Origin of the sequence: Polaribacter vadi, from assembly GCF_001761365.1 — a bacterium.
Lineage (GTDB): Bacteria > Bacteroidota > Bacteroidia > Flavobacteriales > Flavobacteriaceae > Polaribacter > Polaribacter vadi.
Map to the genome: position 1 here is coordinate 1378535 of NZ_CP017477.1, position 19198 is coordinate 1397732.

Consider the following 19198-nt stretch of genomic DNA (forward strand, 5'->3'; position numbering starts at 1 on the left):
ATATTCTATTCCCATTCTATAGTTGCAGGTGGTTTAGAGCTAATATCATACACTACTCTGTTAACACCTTTTACTTGATTTATAATTTTGTTTGATGTTTTCTGCAAAAATTTATAAGGTAAATCTACCCAATCTGCAGTCATTCCATCTGTACTTTCTACAGCTCTTAAAGCCACAACTTTTTCGTATGTTCTTTCATCTCCCATAACTCCTACAGAGTTTACAGGTAATAACATTGCTCCAGCTTGCCAAACTTTATCATACAAACCATCTTCTTTTAAACCGTTGATAAAAATGGCATCTACTTCTTGTAAAATTCTTACTTTTTCTGGAGTAATATCTCCTAAAATTCTAATTGCCAAACCTGGTCCTGGAAAAGGATGACGTCCTAATAATTCTTTATCAATTCCTAATGATGCTCCTACTCTTCTTACTTCATCTTTAAAAATCATTCTTAAAGGTTCCACAATTTTCAGTTTCATAAAATCTGGCAAACCACCAACATTATGATGACTTTTAATAGTTGCAGAAGGACCACCATTTACAGAAACAGATTCAATTACATCTGGATAAATTGTACCTTGAGCCAACCATTTTACGTCTTTAATTTGATGTGCTTCATCATCAAAAACCTCTATAAACGCATTCCCAATTGCTTTTCTTTTCAATTCTGGATCACTTAGATCTTTTAAAGCTGATAAAAAACGATCTGAAGCATCTACACCTTTAACGTTTAAACCCATTCCTTGGTATTGATTCAATACACTTTCGAACTCATTTTTACGTAATAAACCATTATTCACAAAAATACAATATAGGTTTTTACCAATTGCCTTGTGCAATAAAACTGCTGCAACAGAAGAATCTACACCTCCTGAAAGTCCTAAAACAACTTTATCATTCCCAACTTTTTCTTGAATTGCTGCAACTGTGCTATCAACAAAAGAATCTGGAGTCCAATTTTGTTCCACTTTTGCAATATCCACCAAAAAGTTTGCCAACAATTGTTTCCCATCTGTAGAATGATACACTTCTGGGTGAAATTGAATTCCGAAAGTATCTTCTCCTTCAATTTTATAAGCAGCATTTTCTACATCTGTAGTGCTTGCCAATAAAACAGCATTGGTTGGTAATTCTTTTATAGTATCTGAATGGCTCATCCAAACTTGGCTGCCTTCCACTATATTTCTAAAGAAATTTTCGCTGGTTTTAATATATGATAAATTTGCTCTACCATATTCTCTTGTGTTAGATTCTGCTACTTTTCCACCAGAAAAATGAGCCAAATATTGTGCTCCATAACAAACTGCTAATAATGGTTTTTTGCCTTTAATTGCAGATAAATCTGGATGTAAAACGAGTTCTCCTCTCACAGAATTTGGACTTCCTGATAAAATAACAGCTTTAAAATTCTCTAAACTTTCTGGTATTTTATTGTAAGGATGAATTTCACAATAAATATTAAGTTCTCTAACTCTTCTTGCAATTAATTGCGTGTATTGAGAACCAAAATCTAAAATAAGTACGTTGTGTTGTTGCATGCGCAAAAATAGTATTTCAGATTAAATTTTTAACACTGAAATTTATATTTTTTTGATAAATTAGAATTCGTTGCCTTTTTTGAGAATTCGTATGAATAATTTTGATGAAATAAGAATAGATAAAGGAAAGCTAAACAAATTTGGATCTAAAATAGATCCCGAAATAAATTCAGGCCAAGAAAAAACTCCAACAAATACATGTTGGAGTTTTAAATATGTTGAAAATTCTAAAAGATTAGTCTTTTTTGAATTTTGCGTATTTGTTTTTAAATTTATCAATACGTCCTGCAGCATCAATAAGTTTAGATTTACCAGTGTAAAAAGGGTGAGAAGTTCTAGAAATCTCTAATTTTACTAAAGGATACTCAACACCATCCACTTCTAAAGTTTCTTTAGTGTCTACTGTAGATCTTGTTAAAAAAACATCTTCATTAGACATATCTTTAAAAGCTACCATTCTGTAATTTTCTGGATGAATTCCTTTTTTCATTTTATAATATTTTAAATCTTTAATGTTATGTTTGCAAAGTAAAGTTGGTAAAGCCTTACTAAATTCTTTAAATAGCTTTATATTACTATTTTGAGGATGCAAATTTAACGATATTTTTTAATTTACAAATAAATAAGTTGCTTTTATTTGTAGAACTTTGAATATCTTATGTAAATCGCTCTATTTTGAGACCTAAAATTACATGAAGGTCTCATTTTTAAGTACTAAATTAAAATAATAATGAAGAAAATTGCTTTTTTTACATCAATCTTAACCCTTTTTTTATTGGCAAGTTGCAGTGATGCTTATAAATTCACCTTAAATGTTCCTAAAAAAACGACTTTAAATGAAGAAATCACCATCACTTTAAAAGAGGAAAATGATAAAGTTTTAGATAATATTCAGTTTTTTGTAAATGGAAAAGAAATTGATGCTTCTGGAAATTCTATCACTTTAAATACAAACGATTTGGGTGTTGGTAAACATCAAGTTGCTGCTTTGGCTTTTTATCCAGGGAAAACAAAAAAAACAAATAATTCTTTTGAGGTTTTTCCAAGTGAAAAATACCAAGCTTACACCTATGAAATCATAAATACATATCCTCATGACACTAAAGCCTACACACAAGGTTTGGAATATTATAATGGCTTTTTATACGAGACTACTGGAAGAAGAGGACAATCAACTTTAAGAAAAGTGGAATTAGAAACAGGTAAAGTTCTTAAAAAAATTGATTTAGAAAATGAATATTTTGGGGAAGGAATGACCATTTTGAACAACAAAATATATTGGTTAACTTGGGAAGCAAATAAAGGTTTTATCTATAATTTAGATACTTTTGAAAGAGAAAAAGAATTCTCTTACAATAACAGTAAACAAGGTTGGGGTTTAACTAACAATGGTCAAGAATTAATAAAATCAGATGGAACTCATAAAATTTGGTTCTTGAATCCTGAAACGCAAAAAGAATTACGCTACATACAAGCCTATAACTACAAGCAAAAAATACCAAAACTAAACGAATTAGAATATTACAATGGTAAAATCTATGCCAATTATTATCTAAAACCTTTAATTTCTATTATTGATGTAAAAACAGGTGCTGTAGAAGGTATTGCAAATTTATCTGGTTTGGTTAAAGAAATGCAGAAAACCCAAAATTTAGTAAAAGATGATGAAGTTTTAAACGGAATTGCTTTCGATAAAGAAAATAATCGTCTTTTTGTAACAGGTAAAAATTGGGGAAAACTTTTTGAAATCAAATTGATAAAAGAATAATAAAGTCTTTATTTTATAGTTTTATTTTATATCATTAATATAATGTCTGGTTACGCAATGTCAAAACCTAAATTAACTTTTCAACTCTAATCAATTATACAGAAAACATTTATATGCGTTATTTTATTACTTTTATTATTTGTGCTGTTTTAATTTCGATGAGTTCTTGTAGAAAAGATTTCTCTACAATTCCTAATTTCGGAAGTTTAGAATTCTCTAAAGACACTGTTTTTTTAGACACTATTTTCACCAATATTGGTTCTGCAACCTATAATTTAAAAGTTTATAATCGAGGAAATAAAGCTATTACAATTCCTAAAATTGCTTTAGAAAACGGAACCTCATCTAACTACAGATTAAATGTTGATGGAATTCCTGGTAAAGAATTTAACGATATTGATATTCTTGGTAAAGACAGTCTTTTTATTTTTGTTGAAACAACCATTGATGTTAACACCACAACAGACCCATTATATACAGACAGAATTTTGTTTGATACTGGAAGCAATCAACAAGATGTAGATTTGGTAACTTTAGTGCAAGATGCCAATTTTATTTTTCCTGACAGAAACCCAATATCAATGAAAATTGATAGTTTAACTTTTGATGGACAACCAACCACTATTAAAGGTAGGTTTCTAACAGATGCTGAATTGACAATTACCAACTCAAAACCAACAGTTATCTATGGTTATGCAGCTGTTCCAGCCAACAAAACATTAACAATTGAAGCAGGTTCAAAAGTTTATTTTCATAGCAATTCTGGTTTAATCGTAGATAACAAATCAACTTTAAAAGTAAATGGAACTTTAGCTGAAAAAGTAACGTTTGAAGGCGATCGATTAGAAAATAGATTTAGCCAAACTCCAGGTCAATGGGGTACAATTTGGATGCGTGCAGGAAGTAAAGAGAATGAAGTACATCATGCACAAATAAGAAACGGAATTATTGGTATTTTAATAGATAGTATTGGGTCTACTTCTACTCCAACTTTAAAATTACAGAACACTGAAATTTACAACCATTCTAACTTTGGTATTTTGGCAAGAGAAACTAATATTGAAGGCCATAATGTTGTAATTGGTTCTGCAGGACAAGCTTCTTTAGCTGCCACAATTGGCGGAACTTATAATTTTACACATAGCACTTTTGCCAATTTTTGGAATAATGGCATTCGTCAATTACCAGCTGTTTTAGTGAATAATTTCTTTATTTATAATGATGCAAATGGTCAAGAAATTACAGAAACAAGAGATTTAAAAGCGGCTAATTTTACCAATTGTATTTTTGATGGCAACAATAATATTGAATTTATTTTAGATAAAGTTGATGGTGGTCTTTTTAATTATAACATTAGCAATTGTATGATATCTTTTATAGATGCTAACAATTCTTTTGCAGGAAATATTGAAATGGATATTTTAAATAACAGCAATTATCAAGATATTATCTTAAATGGATTTGCTAATTTTAAAAATACTCAAAATGAAGATTTTATTATTGGCCAAGATTCTGATGCCATCAACAAAGCAAAAGCAACACAGTTTAATTTAGATATATTAGGTGTTGACAGAACTGTAAATCCAGCTATTGGTGCTTATCAAAGTATTATTTTTGATTAAAATACGTTAAAAAAACCTCAAAGGCTTTGAAAACCTTTGAGGTTTAAATATAATTTATTGCTTAAAAACAACTCCATCTTTCATTACAAAAACAACGTTTTCCATTGTTGAAATATTCTTTGTAGGATCATCATTGACAGCAATAATATCTGCTAAAAAACCTTTTTTAACTTGCCCAACTTCATCTTCCATTTTTAATAACATTGCATTTGTAATGGTTGCAGATTGCAAAGCTTCTATTGCAGGCATTCCAGCTTCTACCATAAAAGAAAACTCTTTTCCATTATTACCATGTGCAAAAACACCAGCATCTGTTCCAAAGGCAATTCCTACACCTTTTTTATAAGCTTTTGCAAAAGTTCCTTGAATTTGTGGCCCAACAGCCAAAGCTTTTGGCACAACAATATCTGGGTAAAAACCTTTAATTTTCGCTTTCTCTTCTACTTCTTTTCCTGCAGTAATTGTTGGCACTAAATACGCATCATGTTTAATCATCAATTCCATGGTTTTATCACTCATATAAGTGCCATGTTCAATTGTTTTTACACCACCAATAATAGCTCTTTGCATACCTTCATCTCCATGTGCATGAGCAGCAACATGCATTCCATAATCCTTTGCAGTATCGCAAATTACTTTTACTTCTTCTATTGTAAATTGTGGATTATCTCCTGATTTGGCAACACTTAACACACCACCAGTTGCAGTAATTTTTATACAATCTGCGCCATTTTTATAACGTTGTCTAACTGCTTTTTTTGCATCTTCTATAGAATTTACAACCCCTTCTTTTGGTCCAGGATCTCCAATTAAATTTCTACTACTTCCATTTGTTGGATCTGCATGACCACCAGTTGTTGCTAAAGATTTACCAGCAGTAAAAACTCTTGGTCCAGGAATTTTACCAGCATTAATGGCATTTCTAATAGATATATTTACACCTGTTCCTCCTAAATCTCTAACAGTTGTAAAGCCATTTAACAACGTAGTTTTAGCAAAGCCTACAGAATTAAAAGCAACATCTGCTTCATTTAAAATATAACCTTCTATTCTTGTTCTGGCAGAAAATTCTTGCTCAATATGAACATGCATATCAATTAAACCTGGCATCACAACCTTATCTCGTAAATCGATTAAAGTTCCGCCTTTTGGCATGATGTAACCATCTTTTACATCAATAATTTTATTTTCTTTGACTAAAATTGTCTTTTCAGTGCTAATTTTTCCTGATTTTGTATCAATCAATTTTCCACATAAAATATAAGTGGTTTGTGCTACAATGTTGTGAAGACAAAAAATTGCTAAAAAAAGTAGAATTGTTTTTTTCATTTGTTTGATTTTAATTCTTAAATGTATGAAATTTTAAGTAATTTGGTACTTCAAAATTTTTTAATTAAATGAAAAACGTTGTTATAACAGGAACTAGTAGAGGAATTGGTTTTGAATTGGCAAAATTGTTTGCAGATAAAGGCCATAATGTTTTGGCAATTTCTAGAAATACAGCTCCTTTAAAGACTGTAAATCATCAAAATATAACGTTGCTTTCTGTTGATCTTTCTATAAATTCTGATGTAAAAAAAGTAGCAGATTTCATCAAAAATAATTGGAAAACAGTTGATATTTTAATCAATAATGCAGGAAAACTCATCAACAAACCTTTTACAGAATTAACTTCGGATGATTTTTTAGAAGTGTATAAAGTGAATGTTTTTGGAGTAGCGGAATTGACGAAAAATTTAATTCCGTTTTTACAAAAAGGAAGTCATGTTGTAACGATTAGTTCTATGGGTGGCGTTCAAGGAAGTATGAAATTTCCTGGTTTAGCAGCATATTCATCAGCAAAAGGAGCAGTTATTACGTTATCAGAATTATTAGCAGAAGAATACAAAGAACAACAAATTTCCTTTAATGTTTTGGCTTTAGGAGCTGTACAAACAGAAATGTTAGCAGAAGCTTTTCCTGATTATAAAGCACCTTTATCTGCAGTAGAAATGGCAAATTATATTTTTGATTTTTCTACAACAGGAAATAAATTTTATAATGGGAAGGTTTTGGAGGTTTCATCAACAACACCATAATTCAGTTGGCAGTAAAAAAAGTTAGCAGTACTCAGTAGTAAATAAGTAGATTTAAATATTGAATTCAAATTACCAAAATTTTGTTCCACCTAAAGCAATTCCATTTGTTCAATTTTTAATTGATGCACATTCTTTTGATTTATTAATTGTAAATCAACGCCAAACAAAACATGGCGATTTTAGAAAGTTGCCTAATGGGAAATATCAAATAACAGTTAACAACAACCTGAACAAACATCAATTTTTATTAACGTTAGTGCATGAAATTGCACATCATGTTACACATCAAAAATTCGGGAGAGTTCAGCCTCATGGACAAGAATGGAAAAAAGTTTTTCAGCATTTAATGTTGCCTTTTTTACGCCTAGAGATTTATCCGAAAGAAATGATTGGTCATTTAGCAAACTACTTAAAAAACCCAAAAGCAAGCACAGATTCTGATGTAAAACTTTCGTTGGCTTTAAGAGGAAATATCGCTGAGGAAGGTAAGAATTTTATTTTCTCACTTCCTTTCGGAACTTTATTCATTTTTAAAAATGCAGTTTATAAAAGAGGAAATATAAGAAGAACAAGAATTGAATGTTTAGAAATGAAGACTAAAAAAGTATATCTTTTTAATCAAAATGTGGAAGTAAAATTATACGAATAATTTTTACCTCCACATAAATCATCAATCTAAAAAAAAGTTATTTTTCTCTTTTGATAAATAAAGTATCTAACTTCATTTCTGCTTGCAACCAAGTTCTTAATTCTCGCTCTTTAGGCGCAATTATGCTATCTGCCATTTTTGCTCTCCATTTAATAGTTGCTACAGGAATGGTATCAATTTTAATAAAATCTTTAGAAAACAGCATTTTAGCAAAACCTATCTGCTGAATATCTGTATATCTAATTTTTGCATCTTTAGCAATGGTACTAAATGCAATTACTTTTTGATTGTTGTAAGAAGCATCTTGCTCAATCCTTTGGTTTAAGCTAGTTATTGTTTCTTGTAAATCTGTAATTTGTTTTTGTAAACCTGCAATAATATTTTTACTTTCTTGAAGCTCTTCTCTATTTTCTTTATAAGCTGTTGTAATTACCTCAAAACTCTTGGTATCACTATCTCTAACCTTTAAAGTGATTTCATTTAGATATTCATATCTTGGATCTGTTAACAAGCGGTTTTTCAAAGAATTTTCTTCAGCATCACTTACTTCATTAAAAAACTTTAACTCTAACGTTTTGGTTTCTTCATTATAATTAGGTTGCTCCATTAAAATATAATGATCATTAGATTTGATCTCATTTTTTGTAAACGCCTCTATTTGAGTCTTTATTTGATTTTCTTGAAATACATTAACAAATGTAAAAATAGCAGGAATCATTACAGCAATCCCAACTAAAGTCGCAATTGTAGAGGAGCGTTTTCTCTTAGCTGCATTTGCATATTTATGCATTGGAAAACGCAAAAATTTTAAAACTAAAAATGCTGCTAAAGCAATAAATATTGTATTAATTGTAAACAAATACATTGCTCCCAAAAAATAGTAGAAATTACCTTTTGCTAAACCATAACCAGCAGTACACAAAGGTGGCATTAACGCTGTTGCAATAGCAACCCCAAAAATTACTGAAGCAATAGTCCCTTTTTTAGTTCTAGCAACCATTAATGCTAAACCACCAAAAAAAGCGATTAAAACATCTCTAATATCTGGTTTTACTCTCCCTAATAATTCTGATGTATCTTCACTTAAAGGAAAAAAATAAAAGAACATAAAAGAGGCGAATAAACTTAAGCCAATCATAACCCCAAGGTTCTTTAAAGACTTTTTAAAGGTAGCAATATCATTTAATGCAAAAGACATTCCTAAACCTAAAATTGGGCCCATTAATGGCGATATTAACATGGCTCCAATTACAACTGCTGTAGAATCTGCATTTAAACCAATGGATGCTACAAAAACAGCGAAAATTAAAATCCAAGCTGTTGCACCTTTAAAAGGAATATCTGCTTTAATAGCGTCTATAGTTGCTGCATGATCAGTATCTTCTCTAAAGTCAAAAAGTTCTACAACAAATTTCTTAAGATTTTCAAAAAGACCTTTGGCATCTTTTTTTATATTTTCTGTAGAATCTTGCTCTTCTTTAGGAGGATGAGGCTTTATGTTTTTTTGGATATCTTCTTCCATTTTATAATAGTATCAATTTTGAAAGATACAAAAAAGTATTTCTATTTTAAATTGTTTTACTGTAGATAAATTTTTCTTATTTCTAATCGAAAATTCTCTTCTTTTTTATTACCAATAAGTAGTGCAATCTCTTCAATTTCGTTTGATGAAAAATTACTCATATCTAAATTTCTACCTCTAAAAGCAGGATACATATCAGATAAATTAATTTCAACAAACTCCCATTCTTTTGAGGTTTCGAAAGTTTGTATATAAGAATAATAATTTTGATAATTATCTTTTATCCTAAATTGATATTTTTTTCCATCACCTTTAATTTTTAAAATAACTTTAGAAAACTTTTCAACATTAATTTTATCAAATCGATATCTTAAAGAAGAGAATCCGCCATTATTTTCTAAAGATATTTCACCTGTATACAATCCATTTCCTTCTTCATTAATTTCAAAATTCCCAGAAGAGACACCTCCCATTACAACATCATCTACAACCCTCCAAGAAGAGATATTAGATTGCTTTGAAAACTCAAAAATAATATGCGCTGAATTATTCATAATTAGAAAAAATAAGATGATATAAAAGTATTTGTTCATTTTTCATCAAATTAAAACAAAAATAAAACTTTTAAAACTTTAGGTGAGTTAAATAAAAACTTTAAATAAAAAAACATTTTTCGTTTCAAATAAAAAAAAACTCTTAAAATCAAAAAAAGTTTGCAGAAAACTGCAAACTTTTTTATTTCTTGTGACCGGGCTGGGGCTCGAACCCAGGACCCTCTCCTTAAAAGGGAGATGCTCTACCAACTGAGCTACCAGGTCAATATCTTTTCCTTTAAGCGGGTGCAAATATAGAAGTTATTTTCAGAAAAACAAACATTTTTTTTAATTTGTTTCTTTTAAATATGCTTCTCTAACTTTCTTGAATAAATTAGAGGAATATACAAAACCTACAACAGCTTCATTATCAGTTTTAAACATCTCATCACTGCTTCCTTCCCACTCTTTTTTACCATCCTTTAAAAAAAGAATATTTTCTCCAATTTCCATTACAGAATTCATATCGTGGGTATTTATTACTGTTGTTATTTTATATTCGTCTGTAATTTCTTGAATTAAATTATCAATTACAGTTGCTGTTTGCGGATCTAAACCAGAATTTGGTTCATCACAAAACAAGTATTTTGGATTCATAACAATAGCTCTTGCAATAGCAACTCTTTTTTGCATACCTCCAGATAATTCTGCTGGTAATTTATCATTAGAGTTTTCAAGATTTACTCTATCTAAAACAAAATTTACTCTTTCCAACATTTCTGCTTGAGATTGTTTGGTAAACATTTTTAAAGGAAACATCACATTTTCTTCTACTGTTTGAGAATCGAACAAAGCACCTCCTTGAAAAACCATGCCTATTTCTTGACGCCATTGCATTTTCTCTTCAATACTAAAATTTGTATTTATTCTTCCATCAAAAGAAATAGTACCACTTTCTGGAATATGCAAACCTATTAAAGATTTTAAGAAAACTGTTTTTCCTGCACCACTTTGCCCAATAATTAAGCTCGTTTTTCCTGGTTGAAAAGTTGTAGTAATTCCCTTTAAAACTTCAACATCACCAAAACCCTTGCGTAAATCTTTTACTTCTATCATCTAAGTTAGTAACATTTGAGTTAATAAATAATTCATAATTACAATTAATATGGTAGTCCAAACTACAGATTGTGTACTTGCTTCTCCTACTGCAAGCGAACCTCCTTTTACATAATAACCATGATAGGAAGGAACAGTAGCAATTAAAAATGCAAACACTAACGTTTTTATAAGTGCATATACAATTAAGAAAGGTTTAAAATCTGATTGTAATCCTGTAATATAGTCTACACCTGAAAACAATCCAGATAAAACACCTGCTAACCAACCTCCGAAAATACCTAAAGCCATTCCTAAAATTATTAGAAAAGGATAAAAGAAAACAGTGGCAATTACTTTTGGCAATACTAAATGATTTAATGAGTTGATCCCCATGACATCTAAAGCATCAATTTGTTCTGTAACCCTCATAGTACCAATACTAGATGTTATATAAGAACCCACTTTACCTGCCAAAATAATAGAACAAAACGTTGGTGCAAATTCTAAAATTATAGATCTTTTTGCTGCAAAACCAATTAAGGATCTTGGTATAAAAGCACTATCCAAATTTAAAGCTGTTTGCAATGCAATTACACCTCCTATAAAAAAGGAGATAAACATAATAATTCCTAAAGACTTTAAACCAAGTTCTTCTATTTCCTTGAATAAAGCTTCACGAAAAATTCTACCTTTAAGCGGTTTTTTAAAAACCTGCCCTAGCATAATAAAGTATTTACCAATATGCTCTATGTAATTCATAGATTAAATTTTTGCGCTAAATTAATAAATAACATTTACACAATATATAATTAGTGCTATCAAAATAAAATTTAATTACTTTTGATGTTATATTAAAGTAACAACCTTATGAAAAACAGTATAATTTATCTATTTGCAATCGTAATTTTATTCTCTGGATTTAAAAGTGATGCTAAAAACCCAGAAAAACCCAAACTTGTTGTTGGTATTGTTATAGACCAAATGAGATATGATTATTTAACAAGATTTTATAGCAGATATGGAGAAAACGGATTTAAAAGACTTTTAAACAATGGGTTTTCTCTAGAAAACGCACAATATAATTATATACCAACATATACAGCAGTTGGTCATACCTCAATTTATACAGGTACAACTCCAGATAACCATGGAATAATTTCGAACAATTGGTATGACAAATTTTTAAAGGAATCTATTTATTGTGTAGATGATAATACGTATACAACTGTTGGAAATGATAGTAATGAAGGAAAAAAGTCTCCTTTTAGAATGCAAAGCACCACAATTACGGATCAGTTACGTTTAGCGCAAAATATGCAAAACAAAACTATTAGTGTTAGTATTAAAGACAGGTCTGCAATTTTACCTGCAGGACATACTGCTAATGGCGCATATTGGTTTGATGGCGGCTCAAGAGGTCAATTTATATCTTCTTCTTTTTATATGGATGCTTTACCTAATTGGGTAACAGATTTTAATAATTCTGGAAAAGCAGCTGCTTATTTAGAACAACCCTGGGAAACCCTTTATGACGTGAATACCTATAAAAATAGCATTCTTGATGATAATGTTTATGAAGGTAAATTTAAAGGTGAAACTAACAGCACATTCCCTCATAATATTCCTGCTTTAAAAAAGGATAATGGAAATTACAGTATTATTAAAGCAATTCCTGCTGGTAATTCTTTTACAGCAGATTTTGCAAAAGCTGCTATTATTGGTGAAAATTTAGGTAAAGGTGAATTTACAGATTTTTTAGCTGTGAGTTTTTCTTCTACAGATTATGTTGGACATCAATTTGGACCAACATCTGTAGAAATTGAAGATACTTATTTACGTTTAGATAAAGATTTAGCAGATTTACTTTCTTTTTTAGATAAAGAAATTGGAAAAGATAAATATACCGTTTTTTTAACTGCAGATCATGCTGCTGTTGATGTACCTGCGTATTTACAGTCTTTAAAAATACCTGCTCATTATTTTAGTAACAGAAAATTTAAAGAAGAAGTTTTAGAAATCACTCAAAAATATTTTAACTCGACAGAATTGATTGAGAACATTTCTAATTATCAAATATTTTTAGATAAAGACAAAATTGAATCTTTAGGACTAACAAAAAGTGTTGTTGCTGATAAATTAGTAGAAGAAATTATAAATCTTGATGGTGTTTACAAAGCAGTTACAGCAAAAACATTACAAACTGCAAGATTTACAGACGGAATTATGAATTCTTTACAAAATGGCTATAATCAAAAATATTCTGGAGATGTTTTAATGATTCCTTTTCCTGCAACTTTAACTGGAGGTAAAACAGGAACTTCTCATGGTTCTGGCTATTCTTATGATACGCATATTCCTATTATTTTTTACGGAAATGGTATTCAACAAGGAAGTTCTAAAAAACGTCATGAAATTATAGATATTGCACCAACTATTGCAAATTTATTGCAAATTGAAGCTCCAAATTCATCCACAGGAAAAATTATTGTGGAAGCTTTGAAATAATTTCTGAAGCTAACTTTTTAGTTTGATATTTATACATATCAAAAAAAATCAATTCAACCTTAAATTTAAAGTTGAATTGATTTTTTTTTGAAGTAATTCAGACAAATCACTTCTATTATTATCTCTCTGTTAAAGTTGTAAATTAAAAATAAATTATGAATTATTTTTTGGCAAAAATATTTCAGCCATCATACAACGTGCACTTCCACCTCCACAAGTTTCGATGGTTTCTAAAGAACTAGATATAATTTTACAATGATTTGTAATTCTAGCAATTTGACTTTGATTTAAACTATCATAAGCAGCTTGACTCATAATTAAAAAAAGTTCGTCATTTTCTCCTTTTAACTGCAGCATATTCCCTGCAAAATTATTCATCTGTTCTTCTGTAATTTCAATGATTTGCTTACCATCTTCCTTTAAATGTTTTACAACATTTTTACGTTCAGTTTTATCATCAATAGTATCTAAACAAATTACAGCAAATGTTGTTGCCACACACATCATAACATTGGTGTGATAAATAGCTACTCTTTTATCATTTACAGTTTGATTCGCAATAAAAACCACAGGTGTGTATTCAAAATCTTCGCAAAATTCAATAAAAAGTTCCTCATCTGCTCTTGCTGATAAAGCACAATATGCTTTTTTATTTACACGATCTAAAATAATGCTTCCTGTTGCTTCTAAGAACAAATTTTCTTCTTCTGCAGAAGTATAATCGACAACGTTTTCTATTAAAAAATCGTTTTTTTCTAATTCAACTAAAATATCATCTCTTCTTTCTAAACGTCTGTTTTCTGCAAACATTGGGTAGATTCCAACAGTCCCATCTGCATGAAAAGAAATCCAATTATTTGGAAAAACCGAATCTGGTGTATCAAACTCATCAGTATCAGAAAAAACAATTACATTGATTCCATAACTTTTTAATTTAAAAACAAAAGCATCAAATTCTTCTTGAGCTTTCTTATTTATTTCTGCATTTTTTAAATCGATATCTTCTTGAAAAAAATTATTTACAGCAGTTTGTTCGTTCTTCCTAAAGTTGATAGGACGAATCATTAAAATAGAATTAGTTGTTTGTTGCATATATATTTTATGAACAACAAAATTATCATTTTTTATGTTCATAGTGCTTAATTCATCAAAATAAAGTTCGAAAAATTGCGGAGTGTTTTTTTAAGCTTTTAATTACAATGTACTGTTTCTATTTTTCTAAACAAATCAAATTTAAAACTAAAGATTTTGAGAATTGTTTAAATATTTTGAATACCTACAAACCTTTTTTCGCTTATAAATAGAACTAAAAATAGTGCTTATAAATTCAGTTTCCACAACTAAAACCATTAAAATCTAAGCTAAATAATTTAGTTTATATACCTTTGAAAAAAATAAATTAAAATATTTTAAAAATATATTTAACTGTTTTGCATGAATAGTTTTCTTTAAAATATAGTTTCCATCCATTTTTATGAAAAAACAAATTACGATTATTGGTGGTGGAATTTCTGCTTATCTATTAGCATCAACTTTAGATGTTGAAAAATTTACAGTTACTATTTACGAAAAAAACAAAACAACAGGTCGTAAATTTTTAGTGGCTGGAAAAGGTGGTTTTAATTTAACACACTCAGAACATCTTGAAACATTCATTAAAAAATATACGCCAACTGACTTTTTAGAGAAATCTTTAAGAAATTTCACAAATGTTGATTTCAGAAATTGGCTCGACAATATAGGAATCCCTACTTATATAGGAAGCAGCAAAAGAGTGTACCCAAAAGAAGGCATAAAACCAATTGAAGTTTTAAATGCAATTCTAAAGCATTTGGAAGAAAGAGGAGTTTCTATAAAATACGAACACATTTTTTCTGATTGGGATAAAAACAACAATCCAATTATAAACGATAAACCAGTTCAATCAGATTACACCATTTTTTGTTTAGGTGGAGCAAGTTGGAAAATTACAGGTTCTGATGGAACTTGGCTGAATACTTTTGCTAAAAAAGAAATTAAAACAACTTCTTTTCAAGCTTCAAACTGCGGATTTGAAATTGATTGGAAACCAAATTTCATTGAAAAAAACGAAGGAATTCCTTTAAAAAATATTGCTATTTATTGTGATGATAAAATTCAAAAAGGAGAAGCTGTACTTACCAAGTTTGGTTTAGAAGGAAATGCAATTTATGGATTAAGTCCACAAATTAGAGAACAGCTAAGCACCACTAAAAACGCACTAATTTTTGTTGATTTAAAACCTTCTTTAAGTTTAGAAAATGTATATTCTAAAATAAAATCATCAACCTACAAAAACACAACTCAAATCTTAAAAAAGGAACTTAAATTGAGTTCAGCTCAAATAGATTTATTAAAAATTTATCTTTCTAAAGAATTGTACTTAAATGCAAAAAGCTTATCAGAAAACATTAAAAAATTTCCTTTAAAAATAACCAATACTGCAACAATTGACGAAGCAATTTCTACAGTTGGTGGAATCGATTTAAACGCAGTTTCAACTTATTTTGAACTCAAAAAAATACCAAATCAATTTTGTATTGGTGAAATGTTAGATTGGGACGCTCCAACAGGTGGTTATCTTTTGCAAGGTTGTGCAAGTATGGGTTTTTCTTTAGGGAAATATTTGAATGGGAAACATTAAATACAACTAGAAAAAAAGCAACAATGCAAAAAAGAATTATTATGAAAACAAGAAAAAGTTCGAAACTTTCAAAGTAAGAATAATAAAGAAAGACCGGTTGGAGTTTAAGATTATTAGTAAATACATAATCAAATAAAAATGTAAAAAAAATAACTAAAAGAGTTAATTTTACTGGTGAAATATTTAAGAGTGATCTAATTTTATTATTAAATAGAAAGTTTTTATTATTATAAAAAATATGAGCAAAAAATCATTAACAATTGTAGTTCTTTTAAATACAAGCATATTGCTATGTCAAACTATAAACTCTATAAAAGTAGATGGTTTAAAATCAGTTTTGGGAATTTATCAAATAGAATTAGAGCATTTTAAAGATAATAAATGGTCATATGGTCTTGGTTTTACTTTTGTGGACACATCTTTAAGATTATTTGCCAAAGATGAAACTAATTCTTTTGACGGGTTCAGTATTTCTCCATTTGTTAGATATTATAAAAATAATAACAAAAGTAACTCAGCATTTTATCAAAGTAATTTAAGGTATTTTAGTGTTGATTTAGAATCAGATGGAAAACCAAGAGAGAAAATGATTAGTTTAGATATTAATTACGGATATCAAATTAAACTATATAAAAAACTCTTTCTTGAAACTACAATTGGTATTGGTGCTATGTACTTTTTAGAAGGAAGTGAAACCTACAAAGCGGATTTTATTCCTTACCCAATGTTGAACTTGAACATCACTTATAAAATATAAATCAACAAACCCTACCTCCTCTTTTTAGGAGCTCTACTCACTTTCTTTTTTCTTCTATTAAAAGGAATGGCATCATCAAAAGTATGTTGTGCAGTTTTATGAGCAGTTTTATTCTTTTTCCAAGAATTATTTTCTGGCAATAAAACTTGTAACAAATCAGATCGTCCAACTTTAGTTAACGTATTTTTAATCCAATCTTTATTTTCTTTTTTATACCAAAAGAAAAATTTATGCTGATCTTCACGTTCCTTTTTAGTCTTTGGAGTTCTGGTTGGTTTTAAAGTATAAGGATGATATCCTGAGTAATAAATAACAGTGGCAACTGTCATTGGAGTTGGTGTAAAACCTTGTACTTGCTCCAATTGAAAGCCCATGCTTTTAGTTTCAGCAGCTAAATTTGCCATATCTTCTACCTCACTTGCTGGGTGACTTGATATAAAATAAGGAATTAATTGTAAGTTTAATTTGTTCTTAATATTTATCTTATCAAAACGTTCCTTAAACTTATGAAAATAAGTAAAAGAAGGCTTACGCATCAATTTTAAAACAGGGTCAGAAGTGTGTTCTGGAGCCACTTTTAAACGACCAGAAACGTGTTTTGTCATTACCTCTTCTGTGTACGCATCCAATTCTTTTGGATCTGCGTTTTTGTTGAATTCAGGCACCAACATATCATGTCGAATTCCACTACCAATAAAAGATTTTTTAATCTTTGGATGCTTATCAACTGCTTGATATAATTCCGTTAATGGTTTGTGAGACGTATCTAAGTTAGAGCAAATTACAGGCGAAATACAACTTGGTGCAACACATTTATCGCAAATAGATTGTACTTTACCTTTCATCTGATACATGTTTGCAGATGGCCCACCAATATCAGATAAATAGCCTTTAAAGTCTGGCATATTCGCCACTTTATCAACCTCTCTTAAAACAGATTCTTTACTTCTACTCGCAATAAATTTTCCTTGGTGAGCAGAAATTGTACAAAAACTACAACCTCCAAAACATCCTCTGTGAATATTTATTGAGAATTTTATCATTTCAAAAGCAGGAATTGGCCCACGCTTATCATATTTTGGATGTGGCAAACGTGTAAAAGGCAAATCGAAAGAACCATCAATTTCCTTTTCTGTCATTGTAGGAAAAGGTGGATTTATCACCAACGTTTTCCCTTCCACTTCCTGTAAAATTCTTCTTGCTTTTAATTTATTCGACTCTTGTTCAATCACTTTAAAATTAGAAGCAAACGTTTTTTTATCTTTTAAACAAGCTGTATGAGAGTTGATGGTTACATCTTCCCAATCATTTATAAAAGGTAATTTTTCTTGTTTTTGGTCAATTAAAACAGCAGTTTGTTTTATGTTTTTCAAACTGGAAAACGGAACACCTTTCTGCAATAATTCTACAATTTCACGCAAAGGTTGCTCACCCATTCCATACACTAACATATCTGCTTTCGATGTTTCTAAAATACTTGGCAACAACTTGTCAGACCAGTAATCGTAATGAGTTACACGTCTTAAAGAAGCTTCAATTCCGCCAATTAAAACTGGCACATCTGGAAATTTTTCCTTTAATATTTTCGAATATACAGACGTTGCATAATCAGGTCTAAAACCCTTATCTCCATTTGGAGTGTATGCATCTTTATCACGTCTTTTTTTGCTGGCAGTATAATTAGAAACCATAGGATCCATACAACCTCCAGTCGCTCCAAAAAACAATCTTGGTTTTCCTAATTTCTCAAAATCTTGTAGATTATCATTCACATTTGGCTGAGGCACAATTGCCACTCTCAAACCGTAACTTTCTAAAATTCGTCCAATTACAGCTGGTCCAAAAGATGGATGATCCACATATGCATCTCCACTAAATAAAATCACGTCCAATTCTTCCCAACCACGAATTTTCACTTCCCTGTTTGTTGTTGGTAACCAGTCTGTTAATTGATGTTTTTTTGTTTCTTGCATAGTTTGCAAATTTACGGAGAAAATTTGTTAAGAAAAACTTATTTTACAATGTCTTTTGCAGAATTATTTGTAGCTATTTCCTGCTTTCACTACTCGCTTTTTTTATGCTGGTTTTATTGCAACATCCGTAATTATTTATAAGAAATTTCACCTTTTATAAATGACATTAAAAATTCAAAAAAACATAAAAAAGAGCTCAAACAGGTCGTTCAATCAGGGCTATACTTGTTTGCTGGCTAATTACTATACTGATTCAAAAAGCATTTCAAGTAGCGTCTTTGCGAGATTTACCTTTTCGTAAATCGAAGCAATCTCTTGTTTAAAATACAATACATTTGTTATCAAGAAAACCTTTTTTCAGAAAGAAAATTAAAAGTTTTCACTCATTGCTATACAAATTTACCAGCTTATTTTCTTCGAGGAAAGAGATTGCTTCGTAAAAACTTTCAAAAACAAATTTTTATTTGCTTATTTACTTTTAAAACATTTT

At 29.7% G+C, this 19198-nt stretch carries 16 protein-coding genes and 1 tRNA gene; 7 read left to right on the plus strand and 10 right to left on the minus strand.

The features are described 5' to 3' along the window. Positions 1-5: 5 nt before the first annotated feature. Together guaA and LPB03_RS06100 are read right to left on the minus strand one after the other, a co-directional pair. On the minus strand, positions 6-1541 hold the full coding sequence (gene guaA, locus LPB03_RS06095) for a glutamine-hydrolyzing GMP synthase (protein ID WP_065318766.1): 1536 nt from the start codon (positions 1539-1541) through the stop codon (positions 6-8). A gap of 235 nt (positions 1542-1776) precedes the next feature. Further along, positions 1777-2031, minus strand: a complete 255-nt coding sequence (locus LPB03_RS06100; RefSeq protein WP_026777064.1) for a type B 50S ribosomal protein L31 — start codon at positions 2029-2031, stop codon at positions 1777-1779. Between the two features lie 240 nt (positions 2032-2271). Here LPB03_RS06100 and LPB03_RS06105 point away from each other — a divergent pair, with 240 nt between their 5' ends. Together LPB03_RS06105 and LPB03_RS06110 are read left to right on the plus strand one after the other, a co-directional pair. After that, positions 2272-3309, plus strand: a complete 1038-nt coding sequence (locus LPB03_RS06105) for a glutaminyl-peptide cyclotransferase (protein WP_065318765.1) — start codon at positions 2272-2274, stop codon at positions 3307-3309. 113 nt (positions 3310-3422) lie between these two features. Further along, positions 3423-4931, plus strand: coding sequence for a hypothetical protein (locus tag LPB03_RS06110; protein WP_065318764.1), 1509 nt, complete (start codon positions 3423-3425; stop codon positions 4929-4931). A gap of 54 nt (positions 4932-4985) precedes the next feature. On the opposite strand, the gene LPB03_RS06115 is transcribed toward LPB03_RS06110, so the two are convergent. Next, entirely contained in the window at positions 4986-6260 is a 1275-nt protein-coding gene (locus LPB03_RS06115) for a metal-dependent hydrolase family protein (protein WP_065318763.1), read from the minus strand. 68 nt (positions 6261-6328) lie between these two features. Between LPB03_RS06115 and LPB03_RS06120 the strand changes: the two genes are divergently transcribed. Beyond that, positions 6329-7009 carry an SDR family NAD(P)-dependent oxidoreductase gene (locus LPB03_RS06120; protein ID WP_065318762.1) on the plus strand — a complete coding sequence of 227 codons (681 nt, stop codon included), beginning with the start codon at positions 6329-6331 and terminating at the stop codon, positions 7007-7009. 58 nt (positions 7010-7067) lie between these two features. After that, positions 7068-7658 (plus strand): SprT-like domain-containing protein, encoded by a 591-nt coding sequence (locus LPB03_RS06125; protein WP_065318761.1) that lies wholly within the window; start codon positions 7068-7070, stop codon positions 7656-7658. A 37-nt stretch (positions 7659-7695) separates the two neighbouring features. On the opposite strand, the gene LPB03_RS06130 is transcribed toward LPB03_RS06125, so the two are convergent. From LPB03_RS06130 to LPB03_RS06150, 5 genes are all read right to left on the minus strand, one after another. Next, positions 7696-9180, minus strand: a complete 1485-nt coding sequence (locus LPB03_RS06130; RefSeq protein ID WP_065318760.1) for a TIGR00271 membrane domain-containing protein — start codon at positions 9178-9180, stop codon at positions 7696-7698. 56 nt (positions 9181-9236) lie between these two features. After that, positions 9237-9734: a CIA30 family protein gene (locus LPB03_RS06135; RefSeq protein ID WP_065318759.1), complete on the minus strand. Its 498-nt coding sequence runs from the start codon at positions 9732-9734 to the stop codon at positions 9237-9239. 191 nt (positions 9735-9925) lie between these two features. Next, positions 9926-9998 (minus strand) — tRNA-Lys (locus LPB03_RS06140). A 63-nt stretch (positions 9999-10061) separates the two neighbouring features. Then, positions 10062-10829, minus strand: coding sequence for an ABC transporter ATP-binding protein (locus LPB03_RS06145; RefSeq protein ID WP_065318758.1), 768 nt, complete (start codon positions 10827-10829; stop codon positions 10062-10064). Further along, the gene (locus tag LPB03_RS06150; protein ID WP_065318757.1) at positions 10830-11570 is read right to left on the minus strand and encodes an MlaE family ABC transporter permease; all 741 of its coding nucleotides are present in this window, start codon (positions 11568-11570) and stop codon (positions 10830-10832) included. It lies immediately after the preceding gene. A gap of 108 nt (positions 11571-11678) precedes the next feature. Between LPB03_RS06150 and pafA the strand changes: the two genes are divergently transcribed. Then, positions 11679-13316: an alkaline phosphatase PafA gene (pafA, locus tag LPB03_RS06155; RefSeq protein ID WP_065318756.1), complete on the plus strand. Its 1638-nt coding sequence runs from the start codon at positions 11679-11681 to the stop codon at positions 13314-13316. A gap of 153 nt (positions 13317-13469) precedes the next feature. Here pafA and ctlX read toward each other — a convergent pair whose 3' ends face one another. Next, entirely contained in the window at positions 13470-14408 is a 939-nt protein-coding gene (gene ctlX, locus LPB03_RS06160; protein ID WP_065318784.1) for a citrulline utilization hydrolase CtlX, read from the minus strand. Between the two features lie 382 nt (positions 14409-14790). Here ctlX and LPB03_RS06165 point away from each other — a divergent pair, with 382 nt between their 5' ends. Together LPB03_RS06165 and LPB03_RS06170 are read left to right on the plus strand one after the other, a co-directional pair. Continuing rightward, positions 14791-15978, plus strand: a complete 1188-nt coding sequence (locus tag LPB03_RS06165) for a BaiN/RdsA family NAD(P)/FAD-dependent oxidoreductase (RefSeq protein ID WP_065318755.1) — start codon at positions 14791-14793, stop codon at positions 15976-15978. A gap of 238 nt (positions 15979-16216) precedes the next feature. Next, a complete protein-coding gene (locus tag LPB03_RS06170; protein ID WP_065318754.1) occupies positions 16217-16735 on the plus strand; it encodes a DUF3575 domain-containing protein in 519 nt (172 codons plus the stop codon). A gap of 11 nt (positions 16736-16746) precedes the next feature. On the opposite strand, the gene LPB03_RS06175 is transcribed toward LPB03_RS06170, so the two are convergent. Beyond that, positions 16747-18708 carry a YgiQ family radical SAM protein gene (locus tag LPB03_RS06175; protein ID WP_065318753.1) on the minus strand — a complete coding sequence of 654 codons (1962 nt, stop codon included), beginning with the start codon at positions 18706-18708 and terminating at the stop codon, positions 16747-16749. Positions 18709-19198: the final 490 nt, after the last annotated feature.

Excerpts from the sequence above, each read along its gene's own strand:
- guaA (WP_065318766.1), bottom strand. The coding sequence starts at position 1,541 with ATGCAACAACACAACGTACTTATTTTAGATTTTGGTTCTCAATACACG.
- LPB03_RS06100 (WP_026777064.1), bottom strand. The coding sequence starts at position 2,031 with ATGAAAAAAGGAATTCATCCAGAAAATTACAGAATGGTAGCTTTTAAA.
- LPB03_RS06105 (WP_065318765.1), top strand. The coding sequence starts at position 2,272 with ATGAAGAAAATTGCTTTTTTTACATCAATCTTAACCCTTTTTTTATTG.
- LPB03_RS06110 (WP_065318764.1), top strand. The coding sequence starts at position 3,423 with ATGCGTTATTTTATTACTTTTATTATTTGTGCTGTTTTAATTTCGATG.
- LPB03_RS06115 (WP_065318763.1), bottom strand. The coding sequence starts at position 6,260 with ATGAAAAAAACAATTCTACTTTTTTTAGCAATTTTTTGTCTTCACAAC.
- LPB03_RS06120 (WP_065318762.1), top strand. The coding sequence starts at position 6,329 with ATGAAAAACGTTGTTATAACAGGAACTAGTAGAGGAATTGGTTTTGAA.
- LPB03_RS06130 (WP_065318760.1), bottom strand. The coding sequence starts at position 9,180 with ATGGAAGAAGATATCCAAAAAAACATAAAGCCTCATCCTCCTAAAGAA.
- LPB03_RS06135 (WP_065318759.1), bottom strand. The coding sequence starts at position 9,734 with ATGAATAATTCAGCGCATATTATTTTTGAGTTTTCAAAGCAATCTAAT.
- LPB03_RS06145 (WP_065318758.1), bottom strand. The coding sequence starts at position 10,829 with ATGATAGAAGTAAAAGATTTACGCAAGGGTTTTGGTGATGTTGAAGTT.
- LPB03_RS06150 (WP_065318757.1), bottom strand. The coding sequence starts at position 11,570 with ATGAATTACATAGAGCATATTGGTAAATACTTTATTATGCTAGGGCAG.
- pafA (WP_065318756.1), top strand. The coding sequence starts at position 11,679 with ATGAAAAACAGTATAATTTATCTATTTGCAATCGTAATTTTATTCTCT.
- ctlX (WP_065318784.1), bottom strand. The coding sequence starts at position 14,408 with ATGCAACAAACAACTAATTCTATTTTAATGATTCGTCCTATCAACTTT.
- LPB03_RS06165 (WP_065318755.1), top strand. The coding sequence starts at position 14,791 with ATGAAAAAACAAATTACGATTATTGGTGGTGGAATTTCTGCTTATCTA.
- LPB03_RS06170 (WP_065318754.1), top strand. The coding sequence starts at position 16,217 with ATGAGCAAAAAATCATTAACAATTGTAGTTCTTTTAAATACAAGCATA.
- LPB03_RS06175 (WP_065318753.1), bottom strand. The coding sequence starts at position 18,708 with ATGCAAGAAACAAAAAAACATCAATTAACAGACTGGTTACCAACAACA.